The 23,791-nt window shown below is 35.0% G+C and carries 21 protein-coding genes and 1 pseudogene; 14 read left to right on the top strand and 8 right to left on the bottom strand.

Annotated elements, in window-relative coordinates; all coding sequences use genetic code 11:
• Window positions 1–469: 469 nt before the first annotated feature.
• The 5 genes from H7K77_RS14825 to treR all read left to right on the top strand — a co-directional run bounded on the left by H7K77_RS14825 (window position 470) and on the right by treR (window position 6,829).
• Window positions 470–2,173 (top strand): putative bifunctional diguanylate cyclase/phosphodiesterase, encoded by a 1,704-nt coding sequence (locus tag H7K77_RS14825; RefSeq protein WP_328701135.1) that lies wholly within the window; start codon window positions 470–472, stop codon window positions 2,171–2,173.
• A 126-nt stretch (window positions 2,174–2,299) separates the two neighbouring features.
• A complete protein-coding gene (locus tag H7K77_RS14820) occupies window positions 2,300–2,644 on the top strand; it encodes a hypothetical protein (protein WP_186578702.1) in 345 nt (114 codons plus the stop codon).
• 192 nt (window positions 2,645–2,836) lie between these two features.
• Entirely contained in the window at window positions 2,837–4,306 is a 1,470-nt protein-coding gene (gene treP / locus H7K77_RS14815; protein ID WP_186578700.1) for a PTS system trehalose-specific EIIBC component, read from the top strand.
• A 112-nt stretch (window positions 4,307–4,418) separates the two neighbouring features.
• Window positions 4,419–6,101, top strand: coding sequence for an alpha,alpha-phosphotrehalase (gene treC, locus H7K77_RS14810; RefSeq protein WP_186578698.1), 1,683 nt, complete (start codon window positions 4,419–4,421; stop codon window positions 6,099–6,101).
• A gap of 14 nt (window positions 6,102–6,115) precedes the next feature.
• Window positions 6,116–6,829: a trehalose operon repressor gene (gene treR, locus H7K77_RS14805; protein WP_186578696.1), complete on the top strand. Its 714-nt coding sequence runs from the start codon at window positions 6,116–6,118 to the stop codon at window positions 6,827–6,829.
• A gap of 71 nt (window positions 6,830–6,900) precedes the next feature.
• Here treR and H7K77_RS14800 read toward each other — a convergent pair whose 3' ends face one another.
• Window positions 6,901–7,542 (bottom strand): spore coat protein, encoded by a 642-nt coding sequence (locus tag H7K77_RS14800; RefSeq protein ID WP_186578694.1) that lies wholly within the window; start codon window positions 7,540–7,542, stop codon window positions 6,901–6,903.
• A 295-nt stretch (window positions 7,543–7,837) separates the two neighbouring features.
• Here H7K77_RS14800 and H7K77_RS14795 point away from each other — a divergent pair, with 295 nt between their 5' ends.
• Window positions 7,838–8,311, top strand: coding sequence for a CBO0543 family protein (locus tag H7K77_RS14795; RefSeq protein ID WP_186578692.1), 474 nt, complete (start codon window positions 7,838–7,840; stop codon window positions 8,309–8,311).
• A gap of 23 nt (window positions 8,312–8,334) precedes the next feature.
• On the opposite strand, the gene H7K77_RS14790 is transcribed toward H7K77_RS14795, so the two are convergent.
• Window positions 8,335–9,423: a mechanosensitive ion channel family protein gene (locus H7K77_RS14790; protein WP_186578690.1), complete on the bottom strand. Its 1,089-nt coding sequence runs from the start codon at window positions 9,421–9,423 to the stop codon at window positions 8,335–8,337.
• A gap of 187 nt (window positions 9,424–9,610) precedes the next feature.
• Between H7K77_RS14790 and H7K77_RS14785 the strand changes: the two are divergent.
• Window positions 9,611–9,793: pseudogene (locus H7K77_RS14785) on the top strand (IS1595 family transposase); the annotation flags it as partial.
• Between the two features lie 109 nt (window positions 9,794–9,902).
• Window positions 9,903–10,100 carry a transcription initiation factor TFIIIB gene (locus H7K77_RS14780; RefSeq protein ID WP_186578688.1) on the top strand — a complete coding sequence of 66 codons (198 nt, stop codon included), beginning with the start codon at window positions 9,903–9,905 and terminating at the stop codon, window positions 10,098–10,100.
• Window positions 10,101–10,498: 398 nt separating this feature from the next.
• Here H7K77_RS14780 and trhA read toward each other — a convergent pair whose 3' ends face one another.
• Window positions 10,499–11,149 carry a PAQR family membrane homeostasis protein TrhA gene (gene trhA, locus H7K77_RS14775; protein ID WP_186578686.1) on the bottom strand — a complete coding sequence of 217 codons (651 nt, stop codon included), beginning with the start codon at window positions 11,147–11,149 and terminating at the stop codon, window positions 10,499–10,501.
• A gap of 132 nt (window positions 11,150–11,281) precedes the next feature.
• Between trhA and H7K77_RS14770 the strand changes: the two genes are divergently transcribed.
• Complete coding sequence (locus H7K77_RS14770; RefSeq protein WP_186578716.1) at window positions 11,282–11,851, top strand: DUF1836 domain-containing protein; 570 nt, start codon at window positions 11,282–11,284, stop codon at window positions 11,849–11,851.
• 441 nt (window positions 11,852–12,292) lie between these two features.
• Here the strand turns inward: H7K77_RS14770 and H7K77_RS14765 are convergent, their stop codons facing one another.
• From H7K77_RS14765 to H7K77_RS14745, 5 genes are all read right to left on the bottom strand, one after another.
• A complete protein-coding gene (locus H7K77_RS14765) occupies window positions 12,293–13,108 on the bottom strand; it encodes an ABC transporter ATP-binding protein (RefSeq protein WP_186578684.1) in 816 nt (271 codons plus the stop codon).
• Complete coding sequence (locus tag H7K77_RS14760) at window positions 13,108–14,139, bottom strand: FecCD family ABC transporter permease (RefSeq protein WP_186578682.1); 1,032 nt, start codon at window positions 14,137–14,139, stop codon at window positions 13,108–13,110. Before H7K77_RS14760 ends, H7K77_RS14765 begins: the two co-directional genes overlap by 1 nt.
• Complete coding sequence (locus tag H7K77_RS14755; RefSeq protein WP_186578680.1) at window positions 14,136–15,176, bottom strand: FecCD family ABC transporter permease; 1,041 nt, start codon at window positions 15,174–15,176, stop codon at window positions 14,136–14,138. The genes H7K77_RS14760 and H7K77_RS14755 overlap by 4 nt, the downstream gene beginning before the upstream one ends.
• The gene (locus tag H7K77_RS14750) at window positions 15,169–16,248 is read right to left on the bottom strand and encodes an iron-siderophore ABC transporter substrate-binding protein (RefSeq protein ID WP_235988947.1); all 1,080 of its coding nucleotides are present in this window, start codon (window positions 16,246–16,248) and stop codon (window positions 15,169–15,171) included. The genes H7K77_RS14755 and H7K77_RS14750 overlap by 8 nt, the downstream gene beginning before the upstream one ends.
• 748 nt (window positions 16,249–16,996) lie before the next feature.
• The gene (locus tag H7K77_RS14745; protein ID WP_186578676.1) at window positions 16,997–18,169 is read right to left on the bottom strand and encodes an MFS transporter; all 1,173 of its coding nucleotides are present in this window, start codon (window positions 18,167–18,169) and stop codon (window positions 16,997–16,999) included.
• A gap of 82 nt (window positions 18,170–18,251) precedes the next feature.
• Between H7K77_RS14745 and yeiL the strand changes: the two genes are divergently transcribed.
• The 5 genes from yeiL to H7K77_RS14725 all read left to right on the top strand — a co-directional run bounded on the left by yeiL (window position 18,252) and on the right by H7K77_RS14725 (window position 23,655).
• Entirely contained in the window at window positions 18,252–18,923 is a 672-nt protein-coding gene (gene yeiL / locus H7K77_RS14740; protein WP_186578674.1) for a transcriptional regulator YeiL, read from the top strand.
• 444 nt (window positions 18,924–19,367) lie between these two features.
• Window positions 19,368–20,033, top strand: a complete 666-nt coding sequence (locus tag H7K77_RS14735; RefSeq protein WP_186578672.1) for an ABC transporter ATP-binding protein — start codon at window positions 19,368–19,370, stop codon at window positions 20,031–20,033.
• Complete coding sequence (locus H7K77_RS14730) at window positions 20,030–22,435, top strand: ABC transporter permease family protein (protein WP_186578670.1); 2,406 nt, start codon at window positions 20,030–20,032, stop codon at window positions 22,433–22,435. The genes H7K77_RS14735 and H7K77_RS14730 overlap by 4 nt, the downstream gene beginning before the upstream one ends.
• A 173-nt stretch (window positions 22,436–22,608) precedes the next feature.
• Entirely contained in the window at window positions 22,609–22,734 is a 126-nt protein-coding gene (locus H7K77_RS21555; protein ID WP_268911921.1) for a hypothetical protein, read from the top strand.
• Between the two features lie 378 nt (window positions 22,735–23,112).
• Window positions 23,113–23,655, top strand: a complete 543-nt coding sequence (locus tag H7K77_RS14725) for an NAD(P)H-dependent oxidoreductase (protein ID WP_222599382.1) — start codon at window positions 23,113–23,115, stop codon at window positions 23,653–23,655.
• Window positions 23,656–23,791: the final 136 nt, after the last annotated feature.

The following is a 23,791-nucleotide window of genomic DNA, read 5'->3' as shown; positions in this document are numbered from 1 at the left end:
ATCATAAAAATTCGCTTTGTTAGAGAGCACCTAACGTCGCGAAAGTCGAGAAACTATAAGAATTCGCTTTGTTAGAGAGCACCTAACATCGCGAAGTTAAAGAAATCATAAGAATTCGCTTTGTTAGAGAGCACCTAACATCGCGAAATTAAAGAAATCATAAGAATTCGCTTTGTTAGAGAGCACCTAACATCGCGAAGTTAAAGAAATCATAAGAATTCGCTTTGTTAGAGAGCACCTAACATCGCGAAAATAGAGAAATCATAAAAAATCGCGACGTTAGATTGCGTATCCTATTACTTAACACAGAGTCCTATAGATATTGCAACATAAGCAACAATAGTTAGAAATGTAGTCCATATTTAAGATTAAAGTTAAATTTATATATACAGTAAATGTGTCCGATAATAGTATATAGATAGAAATAATAGAAAAGACCTATCAGTTTGTTGAAGAGAGGTTACACATCGTGAATTTTATTTCAGAATTTGAATCCTCAATAGAATTGCCCGAATTTCTAAACACAATTAATAAAATGGGAATTGGTTTTACCATTGTTGATGCTAGGAAATCAGCCTTACCTTTAGTGTATATAAATGAAGGTTTTTCAAGCATGACCGGGTATCAGAGTGAAGAAGTTATAATGAAAAATTGCCGTTTTCTACAAGGAGAAGATACAGATCAACTACAAATTGATAGAATAAGGCAAGCAATCCGAGAAGTGAAATCTGAAACGGTAACGCTAAAGAATTATCGTAAGGATGGTAGTTATTTTTGGAATCAATTCATCATAAGTCCTATAGTATCGGAGGAGGGAAAGCCAATCTATTTCATCGGTCTACAGTTTGATGTGACTAAAGAAGTAGAGGAGGGCAAGGATGCAAGACAGAAAATAAGAGAGTTATCTAACTATGATCAATTAACAGGTCTAATGAAAATTCATTTTTTTATTGATAGATTAAAATTACACATAGATAAAGAGGTACAAAAGGCTGCTATCCTTCGCATAAATTTAAACAGATTTAGGAATATAAATAACAGCTATGGGGAACAAGCTAGTGACAATGTGTTAATGGAGGTAGGAGCTAGGTTAAAGAAAGTATTTAATCAAGCTTTCATTACTCGAAGCTTTGCAGATGACTTTATCGTCTATTATTCATACTCTAAACATTCTGAGTTAGAATCGGTATTATTAGAAATCGAATGTATTTTAAAGAAACCATATATATTATCGAATGAGGAGGTTTCTATTGACTATAGTATTGGAATCAGTAAAATTCCTGAGAATGGTACCGATATTGAACAATTATTATCCTATGCGGCATTGGCGATGAAGGAGTCTAAAAACAATTCTGTATCTAACATTTCTTATTTTAGTAATGCTTTGGTTGAAAGACTTGAAACAAGGATGAGTATAGAAAAGAAGCTATTCAAAGCATTGGAGTTGAATGAATTTTTTATTCTATATCAACCAAAAGTGGAGGCTAGTACATCTAATTTAGTTGGTATGGAGGCATTAATTCGTTGGAATGATGGTGGAGAAAATATAATAAGCCCAGTAGATTTCATCCCAATTGCCGAAGAAACAGGGTTTATAATTGAATTGGGTGAATGGGTATTATTTGAAGCTTGCAAGCAAAACAAAACATGGCAAGATGAGGGCGTGGCTTTTGTTCCGGTTTCAGTCAATGTCTCAGCCTTGCAATTCATGCATCCAAATTTTGTTCAAACAATAAAAAGGGCCCTGGAAAAGGCGGGCCTTCATGCGCAGTACTTAGAACTTGAGATCACAGAAACGCTCATCATTGATCCTAAGCAAATTATCAATAAGTTAAACGAAATAAAGGAGTTGGGAGTCTTAGTTTCTATCGATGACTTTGGTACCGGCTATTCCTCTATTCACTATTTGAAGGACCTTCCTGTTGATACACTAAAAATTGATCGGGCATTTGTTAAAGGAATCCCTTTTTCTGAAAGGGACAATTTATTACTCTCCTCGATTATCCAGTTGGGTAAATCGCTCGGTTTGTCTATATTAGCAGAAGGAGCAGAGACCAAAGAACAAGTAGAATTCCTAAAAGAAAATGGGTGTGACTATATCCAAGGCTATTATTATAGTCGTCCAATAGATCATATAAATATGAAAAAAATGCTTTTCGATAATAAACAATAAATTAAAATCCCTGGGTAATGTTACTCAGGGATTTTATTATATTTCAGATTGTACATACTAAATGATTAGTAAGTTTACTAAATGCAAGAATGGGTTAAAGTATAGAAAAAGGAAAGGATGTTTGTAATGTCTAAGCATGTACAAGCTTATTTTAGGAATGAGAACGATGCAGAATCCGCCCATGCTATGTTAAACAAATTAAATATTAAAGATTTGAGAATTGATGTAATCCCTGAGGATAGTAAAACAATGGCCTTAATCCCTGCGATTAATGGAAATATAAGTAGTAGTACTTACAATGGCAATGGTATTTTTTCAACCTTAGGTGAAGATGGAGAATTGAATGATGTAGCTGATAGCAAGCATTTTAGACAAATTTTAGAATTTTACGTGGACGATGGTGAGTTAGATCAAGCGCTAAACACGTTAGCGCAGCATGGTGGTTATGTGGATAAGGATGCAACTTACTAACAGATTAACAAAGGAGGAAATCTCTCCTTTGTTTTTTTCTTTATAAAAACAATTGACACAACATGTATATACAAGATATAATGAAAACGCAATCAAAACTTGTATATACATGACTATTTAATTACAAGGGAATATTTCATAAAAATTGTCACAAGATAAGAATAAAAAACGCTATTAAAGGGGGAAAAAGTAATGAGTAAATTTACATCTCCAGCTAAGGAATTACTTGAGCATGTTGGAGGAAGCGATAACATTTCAGTTGTCACACACTGTGCAACAAGAATGAGGTTTGTTTTAAATGATCCACAGAAGGCTGATGTTAAAGCTGTTGAAGCTATTGAACTTGTTAAAGGTACTTTTACGCAAGCAGGTCAATTCCAAGTCATTATAGGTAATGAGGTACCATCCTTTTATAATGAGTTTACAAAAATAGCGGGTGTAGGCGATACATCGAAAGATGATGCGAAGCAAGCGGCAAAACAAAACATGAATATCATTCAACGATTAATTGCGCACCTTGCTGACATCTTTACACCATTAATTCCAGCCTTAGTTGTTGGTGGTCTTATCCTAGGTTTTAGAAACGTTATTGGTAGTATTGGAATGTTTACAGAAGCAGGCGAATTTAGTTTGGGTATGTTTGGCGAAAAAGGTGCGAAGACGTTAGTTGATGTATCGCAGTTCTGGGCCGGCACGCATTCATTTCTATGGCTTATTGGGGAGGCTATATTTCACTTTTTACCAGTAGGTATTACCTGGGCAATATCTAGAAAAATGGGTACTACTCAAATTCTGGGGATTGTACTAGGGATATCGCTTGTATCTCCACAGTTACTAAACGCATATGCAGTTCCAAATGCGACAGATATACCTTTTTGGGATTTTGGATTCGCCCAAGTAGATATGATTGGGTATCAAGCACAAGTTATACCGGCAATACTTGCTGGGTTTGTGTTAGCGTATTTAGAAATAGGTCTAAGAAAAGTAATTCCAAATGTAATTTCTATGATTTTTGTTCCGTTTTTTGCACTAATCCCGGCAGTGTTAATTGCGCATACCGTTTTAGGGCCTATTGGTTGGGAGATAGGTACATGGATTTCTAATGTTGTATATTCAGGTTTAACATCAACATTGGGTTGGTTATTTGCAGCGATATTTGGTTTTGCCTATGCCCCACTTGTAATTACTGGGTTGCACCATATGACGAATGCGATTGATTTACAGTTAATGAGTGACTTTGGCGGAACTAATTTATGGCCAATGATTGCATTATCTAATATTGCCCAAGGTTCTGCTGTTGTGGCTATGATCTTGCTTAATAAAAATGATGAGAAAGAAAAACAAGTATCTGTTCCAGCTGCAATCTCCTGTTATCTTGGTGTAACGGAACCAGCTATGTTTGGTATTAACCTAAAGTATGTCTTTCCGTTTTTGGCAGCTATGATAGGTTCATCTATTGCAGCTATCATCTCAGTAGGAAGTGATGTAATGGCTAACTCAATTGGGGTTGGAGGACTTCCTGGTATCTTATCCATTCAAGCAGACGATTGGGTTAAATTTTTCATAGCAATGATAGTGGCTGTTGTAATCCCAATCATCCTAACGTTTATTTTTGCAAAAAGCAGAATGGGTAAAAATGCATACGAAAGGTTAGGAAAATAAATCAAGTAAAACGAGGGGGATACTTTCCCTCTTTTTTTCTATAAATAATCAATTAAGCAACCTAGGAAATGGTTGCTTCTTGATGTTCAAATCATAAAGGCAGGTGCACGTAGTGTCTCAACCATGGTGGAAAAAAGCAGTAGTTTATCAGATTTATCCTAAAAGCTTTAATGATACAACTGGAAATGGCGTTGGAGATATAAAAGGAATCATTGAGAAGCTAGACTATCTGAAAGAATTAGGTGTAGATGTATTGTGGCTCACTCCAATCTATCAGTCACCGCAACGAGATAATGGATATGATATAAGTGATTATTATCAAATATATGAAGAGTATGGAACAATGGGGGAATTTGATGAGTTGTTGAGTCAAGCCCATAATCGTGGATTAAAAATTATTATGGATATTGTAGTTAATCATACTTCTACGGAGCATGAATGGTTTTATCAATCCATGACTTCAAAAGATAATCCTTACCGGGATTTCTATATTTGGAAAGATGGGGATAACGGGCAAGTTCCGACAAATTGGGCTTCAAAGTTTGGTGGATCTGCATGGCAGTATGAAGAAACGACTGGACAGTATTATCTCCATTTATTTGATGTTACACAGGCTGATTTGAATTGGGAAAATCAAGAGGTAAGAAAATCAGTATATGACATGATGGATTTCTGGTTACAAAAGGGTGTCGATGGGTTTCGTCTTGATGTTATTAACCTAATATCGAAGGATCAAGACTTTCCGAACGATGACGGAACGGTGCCTCCTGGAGATGGGAGGAGGTTCTATACTGACGGTCCACGCGTTCATGAGTTCCTGCATGAAATGAATCAAAAGGTATTCTCTAAATATGATATTATGACTGTTGGTGAAATGTCTTCCACCACAATAGAAAATTGTATTAAATATACAAAACCAGAGCGTGATGAGTTAAGTATGACCTTTAACTTCCATCATCTAAAAGTGGATTACCCCAATGGAGATAAGTGGACACAGGCGGATTTTGATTTTCATTCACTAAAAGAAATATTATCTACTTGGCAAGTAGAAATGAATAAAGGTGGAGGATGGAATGCCCTTTTCTGGTGTAACCATGACCAGCCAAGGGTAGTGTCTCGTTTTGGTGATGATGGTAAATACCATCAGGAGTCAGCTAAAATGCTTGCAACCACTATCCATATGATGCAAGGAACTCCTTATATTTATCAAGGTGAAGAGTTTGGGATGACAAATCCAAAATTTGATAATATTAATGATTATAGAGATGTAGAATCTCTGAATATTTATAATATCAAACAAGAAGAAGGGATTTCTGAAGAAGAAATCATTGAAGTGTTGCAGCAAAAGTCGAGGGATAACTCTAGAACGCCTGTACAATGGAATGACAGTGAACATGCAGGTTTTACATCTGGCACACCTTGGATTAATCCAGCTGCAAATTATAAACAAATTAATGCTGAGAATGCCCTTAAAGATAAGAACTCCATTTTCTATCACTATCAAAAATTAAACAACCTAAGAAAAAAATATGATATTATTACAGAAGGTGACTACCAATTAATTTTAGAAGATCATTCTGAAATTTTTGCATATATTCGAAATAGTAAGGATGAAAAATTAGTTGTTATAAACAATTTTTATGGAAATAACACTACCTTTGAACTCCCTGACTATGTAAGTGTTGAGGGGTATTCGAGTGAAGTGCTACTTACAAATTACAGTGATTCCTCAAAGGATGTGAAAACTGTTAATTTACGTCCATATGAATCGGTTGTGTATTATTTAAGAAAATAAATGGGGACATTCTAATGAATAATAAGTATTTAACGATTTATAATGACATAGCTGAACAAATAAATGCCGGGGCTTTAGAGCCGAATCATTTATTACCTTCTGAGAATGAACTGAAGGATCGTTATGATACATCAAGGGAGACAATTAGAAAAGCATTAAATCTATTATCGCAAAATGGCTATATCCAAAAAATACGCGGAAAAGGATCCGTTGTCATTGATAGAAGTAAGTTTGACTTTCCGATTTCTGGTCTCGTTAGCTTTAAGGAATTAGCTCAAAAAATGGATAAAAGTCCGAAGACGATTGTGAATGACTTAAGTCTAATCAAACCAAACGACTATTTAAGAAAGCAACTTAACACTAGCAAAGCAGAGTTGGTTTGGCAGGTTATTCGTACCAGAGAAATTGGTGGAAGTAAAATAATTCTTGATAAAGATTATTTAAAAGAATCGTTTGTTGCGAATTTAACCAGGGAAATATGCGAGGACTCTATTTACAATTATCTTGAAAACGATCTTAAACTAACAATCAGTTTTGCAAAAAAGGAAATTGTTGTTGATGTACCAACAGAAGAGGATCGTAACTTATTGGATTTAGAAGGATTCCATAATATTGTGGTCATTAAAAATTACGTCTACCTAGATGATGCAAGTCTTTTTCAATACACGGAATCGAGACATAGACCGGATAAATTTCGTTTCGTTGACTTTGCAAGGCGTAATCATTGAGGCTATTCGGTGTTATTCATATAAAAACAAGGCTATAGCAGAAATGCTATAGCCTTGTTTCTTTTCGTACATTACATTTGATAACGGTTTGGTTGTTGCATTTGTTGAACCGGTGCATAACCTTGCATCATTTGGTTCATGTCTTGCTGTGATAACTGAGGGACTTGATAATATTGGTTCTTATTTTGATAAAGGAATAGCTCATATGCCATCTCGATAAAATTCGGTACACTATCGGCTAAAACACGTCTCATCACGGGGTTAGTTGCTTCTAAAGAAGCTACTGTCAGCATAGAAGCTGTTGATTTCACTAATCCGAGCATGAAGCCAGAAATATGCTTATCACTAATCTCATTTATAGACGTTTTTGGTCTACTTGGTTGAGATGGTGATTGGCTTAAACCGTAAGTCACATCATTACTTTGTTGCATGTTATAAATTTGAGTACCGTGAGATGGTTTACGCCCAGTTGAGAACGTTTCTACCGTAATGTTATAAAGATCCGTCATGAAGCTACGTTGACGATTAACAATTGATTTTAACTCCTGGTCACGTATTGACTGGTCAAAAATCAAGTACTGGTCAAGTAGGCTTACCATACATGATAATACTTCATGACTGTCTAAAATCTCATGTCCACCGTGATTCATTTGTGCTTGCATATTTGGCGATTGACGCATACCTTGGTTTTGGTTGAAATGTTGGTTTTGCATTTCTTATCCCTCCGTTTTTAAATGGTAATGAGCTATTACCTTAATCAGTATGTGTTTAAAAGTAGAAAAGATAACTGGATTAATTTTTCAAATGGAGTGGGGAATTATCAAATTACGTAAGAAGCGCATTTGATAATGAAATCTACGTAAAATTTACTAGTTTGGCTCATTTTCCCTTGAAAGAAATTAAAGAAGTGGCATACGAGAATATAAATGTAATAAAGCTCCGTTTAATAAGTGAAATTATTTTGGGTAAGCTAACCAATATGTTTTATTAGAGGGTGTGAATATGTAAATGATTTTTATATTTGGCTGCCTGATTCTTTTGAATCTAATAGCTGTCAAGGTGCCAAAACAATTAACTAGTATTGAGATCTATGCCACCTCATTTTTTGCTCTTTCTTTTGGTAGAACAGTGGATGCGTTTTTGGATGTTAAATATAATATGTATGGCTTTATTATTGAAGGTGTTAATTACTTAGGTGTCCTAGCACAATTCTTAGTTTATCCTTCCATTAATACGTTATTTCTAGACTTATTTCCCTTTCATAAAAAAGGTAAAACTCAGGTGTTGTATATATTAGGTTGGTCTATATTCTCTATCTTTTTTGAATGGATTTCATTGCAAACCAACTTCTTTTACCACAATACTTGGAAACTCTGGTATTCTGCTTTCCTTTATCCAATCCTCTTTCTAATTCTTATTTCAAATTTGAAATTAATTCGAAAAATAAGCGATAAAAAGAACGATCAGCAAATTTTAGGCTGATCGTTTCCACTTCAATCACATTATTATTTCCATGCTTTGAATGTTCCGTCTGCTACACTTTTTATATGTAAATCTCTTTGAGGGAATGGTATTTCAATTGCATGCTGTTCTAAAACTCGATTAATGCGAAAATTGATGTTACTTTTAGTAGTGATGATTTGATTAGCATTTGAAATCCAAACAAACAATTCGAAATCTAAAGATGACTCACCAAATCCTGAGAAGTTAACAAATGGTTCCGGATTGGACAGGATGACTTTTGCTTCAGAAGCTTCCTCTGCAGCTACTTGTAATAACAAGTCTCTAACTTTTTCCACATCTGTTCCATAAGCAACTCCAATGGGGATTCTTAGTCTCATTGTAGGATCGCTATAGGATCTATTCACCACATGTTCTTCTAAAAAGTAAGAATTAGGTACGATAATATGTTCATTGTCTATAGTGCGAATGATGGTTGCACGCATATTTATCTTTTCTATATCACCGATAATGTCATTTACTATGACGCGATCCCCGACCTTAATGGGTCTTTCGAATAGAAGGATAATGCCAGAGATGAAATTAGAGGCTATGTTCTGCATTCCAAAACCAATCCCAACCCCAATTACACCAGCGAATACAGTTAGTGCACTAAGGTCAATGCCGACTGTCGTTAAACTAATAACAAAGGCAATAATCATAATACAATAGTGAAAGATCCGATTAAATGTAAATTGTACACCTCTATCCAATTGATAGCGGTCATAAGCTTTTGGTAAAAGGTATTTTGTTACGACTTTGGATAGTCTGTTGGCAAAAGATACGATTAAAATAGCAACAATGATTAAGAAAAAAGAAATCTCTACTTTCCCCAAGGATGCCACTTTACTAAACATCCATTTTGACTTAGAAAAATATATAAGTGTAAATACCAAAATTCCGTAGGTTGTCACCCAATTAACCAATACTCGAAATGCTTGAATATTTTGCACAACGTCTTTGGAATTTAACCTTTTTATAAAGTGCATGGTCACCCAGCGTAAAATAAATAGAAGGCAGACGACAGCGATATAGATAGCCGCTACCTTAATCCATTCAAGACTTATATGAAAATCACGGAATAAATTATTCATTAATAACAATAAAATCACCTAGCTTTAATTAGTTTTATATATAGTATCATAAATATGGTTAAGTAGAAGGGAAAGTATAGAATTTCTATTTTATATAGTGAATTAGTAACGGGTAACGTTTTTATATACTTGGCGCTGTTAAAGTCTGTTGTTGATGAACATGGGAGCAACTGATATTCTTGAAGCCATTCAGAAAACTAATGGAGTTGCATCTAAATATCTGAATAATTACCATGCTTGGTTTTAGGTGTTAGAATCCATTCTACACCAAAGGAATCTTATTACTATGAATGACTTGATGATTAAAGGGAATTTAATAAAAAATATGGAAAAGTATGATGCGATTAGATTATCTAGATTCACGATATAAACGTTACTACTTGTTAACTAAAAAAGGCAGGAATGTAAAAGAAGGAATGGGAAATTAAATGGAACTTTTATGACATATATTCGTATGTATATTAGAGGAGTGGATAAGATTGGATAACCAAAATTCTGAATGTCCAAAATGCGGAAACAATAACACTTTAAAAGGTGTTCAGTATAATCAAGGTAATATCTTTCCAGAGGGTAGAAGCATTTTTAATATGGGTTCTGAGATTTTACATGTATTTTGCTCAGACTGTGGTTACATAAAAGAAAGCTATGTTAAAAGTCCAGAAAAGTTTATTAAATAATTTAATTAGTCGGGTATTTTTAAATAAGTGCTGTTATAATTTACCGCTTATCTAAAACGATTAAAAATAAAAATGAGAACAATATTCTTATTTTTGTTAGCGTAATTCTTATGGCCATTTCCAAAGTATATGATTTAATAAAAAATATTGGATTTGTCTTAGTGGTTGTTTTGCTTTTTGTAAATAACAAAAAAAGCCCCACATAACGAATGGGTGGAATATGAAAATATTTCTTGTACTAACGAAGCAGTTATTTAACAAGCAAATATTATAAAAATGGAACTTCCATAAACTAGGAAGTTCCATTTTTATAATATCAACATTTACCTATAACAGAGCCATAAACTTAATTATTGAATCTAAATTAAAACAAGGACAGGGTAGAAAGTACCCTGTTCTTATAGAACGTAAATATAGACACTTAAAAAGTGGGCGACACTTCCAAGCAAAATGAAAATATGAAAAATTTCGTGGAATCCCATAAATTTTGTTTCAATAAACTTCGGCTTTGCTCCATAGATAACACCGCCAAGGGTATAAATGACTCCCCCGAGAATTAATAGGAATAAACCCATATGGTCCATACGTTCTGATAATGGAGCAGAGGCGAAAATAATCATCCAACCCATTCCAATATACAAAGCAGTTGATACCCACCTTGGACAGTTGAACCAGATCATTTTGAATAATACACCGCAGATGGCTACGATTGTAATGATAGAAAACAGAATCCAACCTATGGTGCCTCTTAAGGTAATAAGGCAAAATGGGGTGTAAGTTCCGGCAATTAGAATAAAGATCATCGAGTGATCTAATTTTCTCAGCCATGCAATTACTTTATTTTTAGCTATTACCATATGATATGTAGCTGATGCGGAATACAGTAGTATCAAGCTAATTCCAAAAATGATAACTGCTGAAATAGCTAAAGGTGAGGAAGAAGTGCTTGCAGCTTTAATCACCATAGCTAATAAGGCAACAAAGGAAAGAATTGCTCCTGCTAAATGCGTTAAACCGTTAATTGGCTCTCTAATATAATTGTTTACCAAAATATATCCACCTTCACATGTAGTTTTAATAACTACATAATATGATACACCTGTCACAATACATAGTCAATGGTTTACGTATCTCCTTATTTTAGTTATACTTAATTCAGTGATATAAAGAGAGGTAAAATGATGAAAACAATGGAAGATATTATTTCAGAGCTTAATCTTAACCAGCACCTTACTTTAGAAGAAATGCCGAAGATTGATTTATATATGGATCAAGTGACACAATTGTTTGAGAATACTTTTGAATCTAGTAAGCGAAATGACGAAGACAAAATTCTAACGAAAACGATGATAAATAATTATGCTAAAGGTAAAATATTGTATCCGATTAAAAACAAGAAGTATTCGAGGAATAATTTAATCTTAATTAGCCTCATTTACCATTTAAAAGGAACACTATCTATTAATGATGTCAAATCTGTTTTAAATAGTGTGAATGATAAGGCTGAAGAAGAAGAGAGCAATTTAGAGGCTTTGTATGCAAGTTATCTTGCCTTGCAGACACAAAAAACGAAACAGTTTATAACGGAAGCGGATGATTTAGAAAAAATGGTCAAGCAAGAGCGAACCGTTAATAACAAACTAGATGCAAAACATGAACAACTATTGTTGATATCCACTTTTGTAAATGCAAGTAACATGTATAGGCGTGTCGCAGAAAGATTAGTCGATGAATTAGAACAATCTGATTAGTAAAAACAAATGAGTGGCATCTCCATTAATGGGGGATGCCACTCATTTGTTTTTTAGGAAAATGTACTTTGTAAGGAACGCGAAAACGTCTTTACAGGGGGAGTTTTACAATCATTACCTAATTTCTAGTGATAACTAACAAAAGCTTAACGCTAATTCATCTAGTTTAAATTAATAATGACACTTCACCCTGGTGACATCATAATTATTTATACACCTGGCTCAATGTAGATTAAAGCAGGAGCTCTACCTGGATGTCAGATATCGGATTTAAATTGTTTAGCCACACAGAAGAAGGAAAAAAAGTAAGCATAAAAAACCACGAATCTTTAGCTAAGATACGTGGTTTCTTATGAGAGAAATTTTTATTTCGTGTACCAACATTACGCTTAATAATCTTCCATAGTCTGATGTGGGAAACTAATCATTTGCTGTTTAAGACTAAGGAGTAAATTCATGATGAACATGATGGCGTCCAATTGGTACTACAGAAGGAGAGCCTGATACAGGATCCTTTATAACAGTACTATGAAGTCCAAAAATATCTTCAATTAATTTGCTTGAGATTACCTGTGAGGGCTCACCCTCTGCGACAAGTTTTCCTTGATTGATAGCGAAGATATTGTCAGCATATCTCGCGGATAAATTGATATCATGAAGCACCATTACAATCGTTGTTCCATGTTTACGGTTGAGATCTGTAAGCAAATCTAAAATTTCGACTTGGTAGGTTATATCTAAAAAGGTTGTCGGTTCGTCTAAAAATAATATATCTGTTTGTTGTGCTAGAGCCATTGCTATCCATACGCGCTGCCTTTGGCCACCTGAAAGTTCATCGATATGACGATTGGCAAGCTCCGTGATATTCATAATATCCATTGCTTCTGCCACTGCCTCATAGTCTTTATTTGTCCATCCACTAAAAAGTGATTGGTGTGGAAACCTTCCTCTTCCAACCAAATCAGCAACAGATATTCCTTCCGGGACAATAGGTGATTGTGGAAGAAGTCCTAAAGTGCGGGCCAACTGTTTTGGTGGAATTTTATTCAACTGTCTTCCATCGAGGGTTATTTTTCCTGATGTTGGTTTGATAAGTCTTGCCAACGTTTTCAGAAGCGTAGACTTTCCACTGGCGTTTGCACCTATGATAACGCTTATTTTATTGCTTGGGATCTCGAGACTTATTCCATGAATAATCGTTTTGTTATCATAGCCTGCCACGATTTCTTCGGCTTGAAAAGTATGATTTGGTTTCATTATAATTCTCCCTTTCGATTCATTCGGATTAGCAAGTAGATCAGATATGGAGCTCCAATTATGCCAGTTATGATACCGACGGGATATCTGACATTAAAAGCAAATTGTCCGATTAGATCTGATGCTAAAACCAAATTTGCGCCAACAAGACCCGCAGGGATTACATTGGAAAATCCTACTCCGACTAATCTTTTTGCTATCGGTCCCGAAAGGAATGCGACAAAGGCGATTGGCCCAGTTGTTGCTGTGGCCAATGCAATTATACAGACAGAACCTAAAATAAGTAAAATTCTTGTCATGTCCGTATTAACTCCTAAAGAAGTGGCAGATTGTTCCCCAAGTTCTAATATACTTAATTGTTTTCCTAACATAATAATCATTGGCACTAATACTAAAACAGCAATAACAAGTGGTGGAAGTTCCTCCATTTGAGAACCATTGAGGCTACCACTGAGCCATCTGAGTGCTGCAGGTATATCTTGTTGATCACCAACTAGTAAAAGGTAGGATACCATCGCATTTAGCATAGCTTGCGCACCTATTCCGACTAGGATTAAACGCCCAACTGAAAATGATTTCCCCTTAGAGAACAGATAAATAAATAGTACAGTAGCTAGACCAGCAACGACGGAAGCTATAGAGACTATCGTATCACTTGTGTGAAGAATGACAATGCAATAAACTGCAGCAGCGCTTGAGCCGGTAGTAATTCCAATTACATTTGGGTTTGCAAGTGGATTTCGTAACATCGTCTGAAAGGTGTTACCGCCAATTCCGAAAGCAATCCCAGCAAAGAGACCTGCTAGCATTCTCGGTAAACGTATCGTATTAATGGCGAAAGATGCGCCTTTGATCTGCTCACCTGTCAGCACTAGGACGACGTCTTTTATAGGATAGATGGTGTTGCCTAGTAATAACATTGCAGAGCAGAGTATAAACATTAGTACCGTGAGTAAACCAGTGACAATTATCCAACGGCGACGTCTGTGACGTCTTCCCTCTCTAATGATTTCCATAGATTTATTATTCATAATGATTGCACTTTCGCTTTCCTGGCAAGTATTATCAGTATTGGAGCTCCTATAAACGCTGTAACAACGCCTACTTCAAGCTCTCCAGGGCTACCGATGAGCCTTCCGCACACATCTGAAATAGTTAGAATGATAGCTCCCGCAATAGCTGACATTGGTATAATATACCGTAGGTCAGGGCCGAGGATAAGGCGTATAACATGAGTAGATAATAGCCCCACAAAGCCAATAGGTCCAGCTAGTGCAGTAGTAGCTCCGCACAAAAGAACAGCTGCAAGAGCTGCAATGAGTCTTAGCATTCCCGTTCGAACGCCCAACCCTGTTGCTACTTCATCTCCTAATGCCAATGCATTTAGTGCCGAAGTAGATATTAACCCTAACAATATACCGATGATAAGAAACGGGATAAAGGTAGTAATAGTGCCCCAGTTAGCTGATCCTACACTGCCCACTTGCCAAAACCTGAATTGATCCATCACATAGGAGCGTGGAATCATAATTGCGATAACGAGAGAAGAAAGGGCAGCGCTTGTTGCTGCTCCTGCCAATACAAGCTTAAGGGGCGTAGCACCGCCACGCCCCATAGACCCTATACCGAATACGAAAACAGCGGTTATCATTGCCCCAGCTAAAGCAAGCCAAATATATTGAGATGCCGTATTTATATTTAAGAATGCAATTCCACTAACAACAAATAAAGCTGCACCGGTATTAACACCAAGAATACTAGGGTCTGCGATCGGATTTCGAGTGACGGCTTGCATAAGTGCTCCGGAAACACCAAGTGCAGCACCGCAAAACAAACTGAAAATGGTTCGCGAAACCCTCTTACGTACAACGTTTGCATCATACGTATCTATATTTTGGTGAAATAATCCATCTATTAAACCACTAAATTTCACAGGCCTAGAGCCAAAGACTAGAGATGCAATTACACTTAACACTAACAATACAAAGCAAATCACCAGTACCGCTTTAAAATTCCTTGGAATATGCGGTTTTAACAAATGATTCTTTGAATCTATTGAACTATTCATCGATCTTTTCAATAGCTCCAGAGATTAGTTCTAGGTATTCATCAATAGTATAAGCAATCGCCAGTGGATTTGGGTTTCCAGCAGCAGCTAAAGGCGTGTTATTCCCAATAAACACAACAGAGCCTCTTTCAATAGCAGGAATCTTTCCAAGCAATGGATCCTCTTTAACCGCTTGATATAAGCTTTCATCCCCATATCCAATTAATATATCTGCATCGTTAAGGACGTCTGCATTTTCCGCACTTAATGTTAAAGCGAAGCTACTAGGATCCGTGATCGCACTTTTTACACTTTCAGGATATTCCATTCCTAATTCAATTAGAAACGCTCCACGAGGATCTTCATGAGTATAAACATGTATCTTAGACAAATCATCTGCTGAGAAGTTAGCGAAGGCTACCTTTTTGCCTTTGATTTCAGGATATTCACTTGCCTTTTCTTTAATTAATTTTTCTGTATCTTTAATGAGTTGTTCGCCTTCCTCTTTCATTCCCATACCTGTTGCATTATACAAAACTTGATCACGCCATGTCGTAATCCAAGGATCAGTTTGGTAGGCTACAACTGGAGCAATTTCACTAAGGATATCGTAGTCTTCCTGTGTGATACCGGAGTATGCAGCAAGAATTACGTCAGGGTTGGAATCAGATATTGCCTCGAAATCAAGTCCGTCTGTATCCTGGTAAATATTAGGGTCGTCTACACCAAGTTCTTCAAGCTTCTCTGCTGTCCAAGGCAATAAACCGCTATCATCTTGAACACCGTAGTTTGCTGCTGAGAAACCTACTGGTACAACGCCAAGAGCAAGGGCAACATCATGATTTGCCCATTGAACGGTAGCTACTCGTTCAGGCTTGCTTTCAATTACAGTTTCGCCAAAAGCATGCTGTATTACAATTGGATATTCAGAATTCTTTTCATCGGAATTTGCTTCTTCCTTCTCGTCTGTATTTGCCGAAGCACTCTTTGTTGAAGTGGAGTCAGAGTCCTGTGTCGAGCAACCGATTAGAAGCAGGACACTCATAAGTGAAACTAATAAAGTTATAAATGATATCTTTAGCTTTGCATTCATTTGCATATCCATCCTTATCTTGTAATGTATTATAAAATAGTGCTGATAAACTTACTTATTATGGAGTAAGTTCATTCATAGTTAAAATAGTTATATAGAAAAAATAATGCTTTTACTTGGCCCCATTGAAGATTATGGTGGGGTTTTTTAATTCACAATTTCAGGGTTGTTATTCAGGTATGTATTTGGTTCCTAAGCATTACCGGTTTACATCTCTCCTTCTGTTCAAATGATAATGATTATCATTATTAATGTTATATGTGCTTTTTCAGGATGTCAAGATAAATTTAACAGAATACTTTTAATATACGGATTTTGATGTTCTGAAAATGTGATGGATGTTGTCTGAATTTGTTATAATAAGTGCCCTATTTTTAAAACTATCCAAAGATAAGCTTCAACTTTTACTAGATTCCATCTTTACATAATGATTACGATAGGAGGGGTAATATGCTTTAAGGAATTTTATGGGGGAAGTTGTGTTACTAAAGCTGGTTCATTTTCCTCGGAATAGTTTAATAGATAAAAAGGGATGAAAAATAAACTACTTTTAACGAGTATGGTCGAAGAAAATTTTTACTAATCCGCCTTTCATTAACAGGTATAATTTAGGTGAATTAAGCTACTAAAATTAATGTTTAATAATACAGAGGCGAGCCCTAAAAAATAGGAATCGCCTTTCTATACATGACAGGTTGAATTATGATCACTTCAAAAGGGTTTAGAGATCACCTATAAAGTAATATATCTAAGTAGCAATGATTGCCTTTTGTTTTACTTGCAAGTTTCGGTAAAATATTGCAAGTATCAGGGCAGGAATAGTACTGATAACCATTCCAATGAATGCATACCTTGGCTCCATTTCATATAAATATCCACCAAGAGTAGTAAAAACTGCAGTACTCCAGCTTAGTGCTAATGCCGAATATATACCCTGTGCTTTAGGCACCAGGCTATTTGGGACATTTTTAATTAAGAATTTCATAAAAGCATAATGTGCCATTGCGAACGAACAAGCATGTAGTACTTGTGAAATACTGAAAATAATAATACTTGGAAAGGAGAATACTAATATCCATCTTAAAGTTGACCCCATTCCCGCTAGCATAAGTAAAGAGCCTACCGAGAATTTATTGAACTTTTTATCTGCTATGGCGAAGAAAATGATTTCAGCAACCACAGCAATATTTATAATGACACCTATCAAGTAACCTGGTACTGCTATTTCTTGTAAATATATATAACCATAATTGTAATAAGAAGCGTGAGCAGCTTGTAATAATATCACAATAATAAGTACTAAGCCAAAGTGTTTAATGCGAAATAAACCTAGCATACTATTTTGTTTGCCTCGCTCTGGTTTCGGCTTTTCTAATAATAGCTTAGGGGTACGCATAAAGCCTATCACGATGAATGCTATTATACCTACTAACATAGACAATAAAATCATTTCATCGCCAAAGGACTCGGTAAAAACAGTTAGGATTAAACCTGCCACAACAAAAGCGATGGAACCCCATAGCCTACTTTTCCCATAATCCCTTAATTGTTTATTTCTAGCTAAAATACCAGCAGCACTATCCAACGCAGGCATTAATATAGGATAGAATATGTGCAGTAGTAACGTTAATACTAGCAAACTAGTAAAGGAATTTGCCAGGATACAAAGAAGTAAAGTGATTAATGTACCTACGGCTGCACCATTTATAACCGTTTTACTACTGTATCTGGAAGATGATAACGGAAAGAAAAATAAAGTGGAAAATCCTCTTGCTATCAACCCAATACTCATAATTAATCCAACTTCTGATATAGTAATTCCCTTCGTATTAATCATCCAACCAGTCCAATAAGGAAGAAAAATTCCCCAAGTTAGAAAGAAGCTAAAGTATTGTCTGCTCATCCAGCGTTGTACATTCATTTAAAACCATCTCCTTAAAAGAAATGATATACTGGTTAAAGATAAAATAATATGAGATATCTCCTATTTTGAGGTGTGAAAGATGGAAATTTATAAAAATGAGAAAAGACAGCTTTATATAGAGAAAGCGTCTATCGAACAATTTTTTTCTTTATCATTGGAAGAGTTTTTGGAAATCCATGAGTATGCTAGGGGCGAGTGGATCATTAAAGAGGGTGAGAGACCACATTACTTATTTTATGTTCTAGAGGGAAAAGCTAAAATATATATTACACATCAAAATGGAAAGGTATCTTTAATAAATTTTATTAACCCCAACGAATTTATTGGGGAAATGGAATTGTTAAATGATGTTTATTACACTAAGGGAATTCAAGCATCAACTAAGACCATTTGCTTTGCCATACCAATCAATAGTTTTCGCAAACAACTATTGGAAGATAATAAATTTCTACGTAAATTAGCTAATTTTCTTAGTGTGAAGTCAACGAAAATGGCGGAGAAATATTATCAAAGTCTATCGTTTCCACTTGAAAACCGTCTTGCTGATTTTATCCTACAAACCGCTGATAATGGTATGTATAAAGAAAAGCACATCACTGTTTGTGAATTTTTGGGCGTGTCCTATCGACATCTCTTACATGTATTGGCACAATTTTGTGAAAAGGGTTATTTAACAAAACAAGGAAGAGCCTACTATATACAGAATCATGACATATTAACAGAACTAGCTAAGAGTTTGAGGAATGAGTAAAATTGGATATTGTGAAAAAATTGTGTCATTTACCTTTCCAACAATATATTTAATTTACCTAATTTAACCCAGACTTTTTCTTCTATAATCTTTCTTACAAGATTTGTTAAGTGTCATTCTATATCTTTAACAGTGAATGGTCAGAGAGGTGTTCTTAGTTTCTATATAACCCTAAATAACATTGGTGTTGTCGAGAAAAGATTGAATTTATAGCTTTTTGTCGATAATTCACTAATTTTGTTAAAAGTAGTACATATTTCACTTAATGATTCATTTAATTCTATTAAAAGTTAGGTATATTTATTGTGGAATAATATTGAATTTAATGGGATGATTTTCTTAAATCGGAAGAGCCTACTATGTTTTTGGAAGCATAATAAAATGACGTTATTAAACTTATACATAGTCTTTAAGTGAAAGTCTCACAAAGGGAGTGACTTTTTATTGAAAGTACGAAATCTACATAAGTCTTTTGAAAATAAGTTAAGTATTTTGAATGGGATAGATATAACTCTGCCAAAAGGATCGTGGACTTCGATTATCGGCCCTTCTGGTGTGGGTAAATCCACACTTCTTCATTGTTTGTCAGGCTTGTTAATGCCCGATGAAGGAAAAGTCTACTTTGATGATGTTGATTTGTTTGGTTTACAAGAAAAACAAAGAAGTGATTATCGTAGGTTTAACATCGGATTCATTTTTCAGGATTATAAACTATTACCTTATTATTCTGTGCTAGATAACGTTATGCTACCTCTAATGTATGATCGTCCTAAAAAGGAACTTTATCCTATTGCAGTTGATCTCCTTAAACGTGTAGGGATAAATGAAAATCTCTTTAAACGTTTACCAAACGGCTTATCAGGTGGTGAGAAGCAAAGGGTAGCTATAGCTAGAGCACTAATTGCAAATCCCGCTACACTCTTTTGTGACGAACCTACTGGTAACTTAGACGAACAAAATAGAGATAGAGTTGTAAACCTATTAAAGAGTCTTAAAGAAGAAGGAAAACGGATTATTTTAGTAACGCATGATTTAGAGGTTGCTTCCCATAGTGACCAACTATTTCGACTATCTACCGGTAAACTTATTAATGAAGGTGTTTTGCTATGATTCACCTAATTATACAACGATTAAAAAACAGAAAAACCACCTCTATTTTTATGCTTCTAGCCTTCATTAGTTTATTATTTTTAACAACCTATGGTATTCATCAGTCAAAGGAATCTGAACTTGCTATAAAATATACTATTGAAAAATATGGAAGAGGTAGCTATGATTTGTTAGTCCGTCCCGAGAACTCTAGGACTAATGTTGAAAGAACATTAAAAGTAGTGGAGGACAACTATATTGGGGATGGTCAAGGTGGTATCTCGCTTGCTGATTGGAAGGACATTCAAAAGAATCCCAACGTAGAGGTTGCAGCACCTGTAGCATCCATCGGTTACTTTACAGGTCAACAGGTGTCTATTGAACTTCCAAAGCTTGATGTTCCTACTAGGATTAAATGGCAATTTTTCACATCAGATGGAATAAATCAATACCCTGTCACGGAACCTGATCAGCTTGTTTACTTTGAAGAAACAAAACCCGGTCTTATTCAATATATAAGAGATCCGATCTCAAGTAATAATAGTATAGCAATGACAGTAATAATGCCAAAAAATTATTATTTGCTAGCTGCCATTGATCCAGAAAGTGAAGAAAAACTAACAAACATTGATTTCTCTAAGTTAGAGAAAGATCCAGAGTCAGAAATGTTACAGAGTATTTTAGACAATTACGGGAATCCACCAGTTGTTAAGGTATTACAGAGGAAAGATATAAATATACCATTGTTTATTGACTTACAGCTGGACACGATAAATGTTCAATTAGACACATATTTAGATAAAATGGACTTAACAAAAGATAATTGGTTAATGGAGGGAGCTGTAAACTTAGAACAGTTTAATCCAATGTATCAGGAGCTTTTGAAAGTACCAGCTAAAAACACGCAGAATAAACTGTTTAACCTCTCAGCTTTTCAAAGTCCCTTCAATGGAACGGCATTAGCAATTACCAAAGACTTGAAAGTAATAGAGAACGGTTCATTTATGACTGATCATGATACCTCTATTTATTTCACTGCTTCTAAGACAAACTACAAAAATCTAAAAGCAACACCCAAAGTTAGTATTGTTAGAGATGGAGAGCCACCTTCCTATAAACAAGTAGAAAAACATGGTATATCGATGGAAGAATCGACGGAGATTCCATTTCTTATTCACCAGATGGGTAAATTTGAAGTTAAAAATAAAGAACCTCAACTGACAAGTAGTCCTTTAGGTATATATGGAGATATAACAGCTGAAGCTGCCGATGGAACAGAATTAACAGCAACTACTATACCAGGAAGTTTTATCCCTGCACCGGCTGCAGGTGTTACAACTTTGGAGATGGCGGAACTAATTAAAGGGGAAAAGCCTATTGACGCCGTAAGAATAAAGGTTGCTGGAATTACACAATATAATAAACAAAGTCAAGAAAAGATTGACCTTGTTGCTAGGCAATTACTAGAACAAGGTTATGAAGTTGATATTGTAGCGGCGTCCTCTTTTAAAAAAATGACCCTCGATGTAGAAGGAATTGGAGCAGTTACCGAAGATTGGACTACTTTAGGGATCGCACAATCCCTTACTGAAAGTTGGAATCTATTTACGCTTTTATCAACTGGTTTATTTTCATTTTTTGGATTATTATGGATATATATTCGACTAACCTTTGAGAAGTATGTATTAGAAGATGAAAATAATTTACTTTCAACAGTTGGGTGGAGTAATAAAAAGATTAAGCTTCGTAACAGTATGGAGTATTATCTATTGTTACTTGTTGCTTTCTTTGTTTCTCTTATATTTATATACTTTTTTCATTTGCCTACAAACAGTTATTTTGTAGTTATTGGTTTAGGAATTATAGCATTAACATTTATTACTGTTACGATGAATAGAAAGCTAGGTAACAAGCTGAGAACGGAACCATACAAAAGGTTTCATTCCATTCTTTACTATAAGGAATCTATTATACCAACCGCATTCATCTTGCTAATTTCATTTATTCTCATAAGTTTACAGGTGGCAGTCTTAGGAGACAACTTTGCAAAAGCTTCCGTTACGTCACTAGGAAAATATGCATTATCTGAAACAAATGGGATTCAAATTACGATTCTACTTATTGTTTATTTACTATCGACGATAAGTATTAGTGATTGTTTCTATGCGTTGATAAGAAAACGTGAGAACGAATATTACATGTATTATGTAATTGGTTGGAGTAAGAAAAGAATACGAATCCATCATTTGAAAGAAGTAATTATTTGGGTAGCTCCATCTATTATTTTAGGTATCCTTACAACCGTGGTAATATTAACTATTTTCCAAATTAGCTTCCTTTGGATTGTTTTAGGAGTGCTCGTTTCAATGGTAACTTCTCTTTTAACAGTTAGTATTATTATATGGCGAATTAGGCTAGTTTAATTAGAAACTATTTTGCAAAATAGATTAAACACGAAGAACAGGATACTGTGCAATTTATAAAGTTCATTATAGTGAAGGCTGCTTACAAATCTATTATCCGATGGGGATAGGATTGTAGCAGTTTTTTTGTTCTTGAAGAGTTATAGGAACTAGGAACTTTCATAGTTCTCTCAATGTCTATAAATAAGGTTACAGATTATCATTATTACGCATTAATCGGTGATTTAGATACTTATAAGAAAAACTTAAATGAATTAATAGACTACTTTCATTTTACTAAGAAGTATAGTTATCTTTAATGATTGCTATATGCAATTAGGAGAGTATTATTCTAATTGCAAAAAGTATAAATATTCTTCATATTATTTCTATCAATCTGTAAAACTACAAAAGGGGTTAAAAGTGGTCCGACCGATTGATGTATTTGAAGACAAATATAAGAATACCTCTGGCGATTCGACTAATTGATGAATATATATTCTTTCCCTTCTAAAATTATGGGCTGTATCATAACCATCTACATAAAAAGTAGGTGGTTTTAAATTTAATATAAGTTGCAGAAAATGGTATAACGAAAAATATGTAATTTCATATCTAGACAATTATATTCGGAATAATTAGGGTAATGTTTGATCATAATATTCTGGATATTAATTCTTGAAATGGGGTAACTTATGATGAAAATATTAGTTTTACATGGAAGTATGTATGGACACTCAGAGGTATTAGGAAGTGCAATTGTGGAAGGTGCAAAACAAGTTGAGGGTGCTGAGGTGATATATAAATCTGTTGATGAAACAGAACCAGATGAGTTAAAGGATGCTGCAGGTATTATTTGGGGATCTTCTGGCATTTTTGGTGAACCTAATCCAAAGTTAGCAACCTTCTTTTCTAAGCTTGGCCAGCTATGGTTTACAGGTGCCCTTCAAGGTAAAGTTGGAGGAGTATTCGCTACTACGTCTACACAACATGGTGGCGTGGAAAACGTGTGTAGAGCACTTCAAACTCCAATGCAACACCATGGTATGGTAATTGTATCTAATGCAGGTCCCATTAACGCTGATCGTGCGCAATATGGGAATCCTTATGGTGCAACAGCGGTAATTCCAGTTGAGACCTCACAAGAAGCACCTATGAACAAGCCGAATGAAACAGAAATGCAAATTGGAAGAGAGTACGGCAAACTAGTAGCTGAAACAGCAAAGAAATTACATGGATAATTGATGATAAAATGATGAAAAACACCAATTGTATACCTTACAAGTGGTGTTTTTCTCTTGTGATTTTTTAAACATACTTTCAACTTACATTTAAATAGATCTCATAAGTAGATAAAGTTCAGCAATCATACATATT

Source organism: Aquibacillus kalidii (genome assembly GCF_014280935.1).
Taxonomy (GTDB): Bacteria; Bacillota; Bacilli; order Bacillales; family Amphibacillaceae; genus Aquibacillus_D; species Aquibacillus_D kalidii.
The sequence above is the reverse complement of the archived record's forward strand: the minus strand, read 5'-3'. Positions and strand labels throughout refer to the sequence as shown.

Excerpts from the sequence above, each read along its gene's own strand:
- H7K77_RS14820 (WP_186578702.1), top strand. The coding sequence starts at position 2,300 with ATGTCTAAGCATGTACAAGCTTATTTTAGGAATGAGAACGATGCAGAA.
- treP (WP_186578700.1), top strand. The coding sequence starts at position 2,837 with ATGAGTAAATTTACATCTCCAGCTAAGGAATTACTTGAGCATGTTGGA.
- treR (WP_186578696.1), top strand. The coding sequence starts at position 6,116 with ATGAATAATAAGTATTTAACGATTTATAATGACATAGCTGAACAAATA.
- H7K77_RS14800 (WP_186578694.1), bottom strand. The coding sequence starts at position 7,542 with ATGCAAAACCAACATTTCAACCAAAACCAAGGTATGCGTCAATCGCCA.
- H7K77_RS14795 (WP_186578692.1), top strand. The coding sequence starts at position 7,838 with ATGATTTTTATATTTGGCTGCCTGATTCTTTTGAATCTAATAGCTGTC.
- H7K77_RS14790 (WP_186578690.1), bottom strand. The coding sequence starts at position 9,423 with ATGAATAATTTATTCCGTGATTTTCATATAAGTCTTGAATGGATTAAG.
- H7K77_RS14770 (WP_186578716.1), top strand. The coding sequence starts at position 11,282 with ATGAAAACAATGGAAGATATTATTTCAGAGCTTAATCTTAACCAGCAC.
- H7K77_RS14765 (WP_186578684.1), bottom strand. The coding sequence starts at position 13,108 with ATGAAACCAAATCATACTTTTCAAGCCGAAGAAATCGTGGCAGGCTAT.
- H7K77_RS14760 (WP_186578682.1), bottom strand. The coding sequence starts at position 14,139 with ATGAATAATAAATCTATGGAAATCATTAGAGAGGGAAGACGTCACAGA.
- H7K77_RS14755 (WP_186578680.1), bottom strand. The coding sequence starts at position 15,176 with ATGAATAGTTCAATAGATTCAAAGAATCATTTGTTAAAACCGCATATT.
- H7K77_RS14750 (WP_235988947.1), bottom strand. The coding sequence starts at position 16,248 with ATGAATGCAAAGCTAAAGATATCATTTATAACTTTATTAGTTTCACTT.
- H7K77_RS14745 (WP_186578676.1), bottom strand. The coding sequence starts at position 18,169 with ATGAATGTACAACGCTGGATGAGCAGACAATACTTTAGCTTCTTTCTA.
- yeiL (WP_186578674.1), top strand. The coding sequence starts at position 18,252 with ATGGAAATTTATAAAAATGAGAAAAGACAGCTTTATATAGAGAAAGCG.
- H7K77_RS14730 (WP_186578670.1), top strand. The coding sequence starts at position 20,030 with ATGATTCACCTAATTATACAACGATTAAAAAACAGAAAAACCACCTCT.
- H7K77_RS21555 (WP_268911921.1), top strand. The coding sequence starts at position 22,609 with ATGTCTATAAATAAGGTTACAGATTATCATTATTACGCATTAATCGGT.
- H7K77_RS14725 (WP_222599382.1), top strand. The coding sequence starts at position 23,113 with ATGAAAATATTAGTTTTACATGGAAGTATGTATGGACACTCAGAGGTA.